Raw genomic sequence first — 1279 nt, forward strand, 5'->3', positions numbered from 1 at the left:
GGGTGTGGGAGAGTAGCACGCCGCCGCATTCATACTCACGAGGACCCCCGGTCGAGCACCACGCTCCCAGGGGTCCTCTTCACATATACACGCCCAAACACACACGCCGACCGGACACCAAACCCGGCACACGCAGACGCGACCACGCGCGCGTGCCCCGGACGGGACCACACCCACCAAGCCACACGGCACCCGTCGCATCGCGGAAGACCCACGACGCGACGGATGCAGGGTGCAGCTCTATCGGCCCAGACGGAATCCCAGCGGAAGAGCAGCGTGATGGAGAGGATTCATCGGCATCCCCTCAGGAAATCATGGAAACGGCGGCACATGAATTGCGCGACGCTCTCGCTGACGAGCTGCTCCAGGCTGTCATGGCGCAAAGCCCGTACTTCTTCGAGCATCTCGTGGGCAGGCTTCTTATCGCCATGGGGTATGGTGAAACGCCGGACAGTGCGGCCGAGGTCACCAAGAAGAGTGGTGACGAGGGAATCGACGGCATCGTCAAAGAGGACCGTCTCGGATTCGACAGCGTGTATTATCAGGCCAAACGCTGGGATCTCGATAGGACAGTCGGACGACCTGAGGTTCAGGCATTCGTCGGCGCTCTTTCAGGAAGAGGCGCGGACCGGGGACTGTTCATCACGACGGCGCGGTTCTCCAAGGCTGCGCGTGAATATGCGGAGGGGATTCGGGGACAGAAGCTCGTGCTTGTCGATGGTGCTTCTCTCGCCGGATTGATGATTGACTATGGGGTCGGCGTCAGTACGTTGAAGACCTACGAAGTGAAGGCCGTCGACACGGATTTCTTCAACGTGGCATAGCTTGCTACCGTCACGGTCGGCATTGTTGATGTCTGCATGATCCGCTGGTGTCCCATCCGTGTCGGATCGCCGTTGTGCGTAACCAACGGAATCCGGATCGCTTACGGCACCGCTGCCGGACGATTCTCTGCTTGCCACGTCTTATCTGACATAAGGTACGTTATCGGAAATTGACGATACCGGTGTCTGTATCAGCCGCCTTGTGTGTAAGGCCGTCTGAGTGCCCGCTTGCCAATGTGGCCAGGTTGCTGTTACGAGGTGATCGGTATCGTGCGACACGCCGGGTGTGGGTGGATTGGGTCTTTTCTTCAGTGGTTTTGTTGTGGGGTGGGTGGGTTTGTTGTCGTGTTTTTGGTGTTTTCGACACGCCGAGGGTTTGTTGTGTTTCCGGGGTTTGTGGGGTGTTGTGGTGGGGTGGGGTTGCGTTGGTTGGGGTTTGCGTGTAAGTTGTTCTT

The 1279-nt window shown here is 58.7% G+C and carries 1 protein-coding gene and 1 pseudogene; one reads left to right on the top strand and one right to left on the bottom strand.

Annotated elements, in window-relative coordinates:
- Positions 1-314: 314 nt before the first annotated feature.
- Complete coding sequence (locus tag KIH78_RS10495; protein ID WP_236034599.1) at positions 315-824, top strand: restriction endonuclease; 510 nt, start codon at positions 315-317, stop codon at positions 822-824.
- Between the two features lie 160 nt (positions 825-984).
- On the opposite strand, the pseudogene KIH78_RS10500 reads toward KIH78_RS10495, so the two are convergent.
- Positions 985-1279, bottom strand: a pseudogene (locus tag KIH78_RS10500) (hypothetical protein); the annotation flags it as partial.

This window comes from Bifidobacterium saguinibicoloris, assembly GCF_019331725.1.
Classification (GTDB): Bacteria; Actinomycetota; Actinomycetes; order Actinomycetales; family Bifidobacteriaceae; genus Bifidobacterium; species Bifidobacterium saguinibicoloris.

Excerpts from the sequence above, each read along its gene's own strand:
- KIH78_RS10495 (WP_236034599.1), top strand. The coding sequence starts at position 315 with ATGGAAACGGCGGCACATGAATTGCGCGACGCTCTCGCTGACGAGCTG.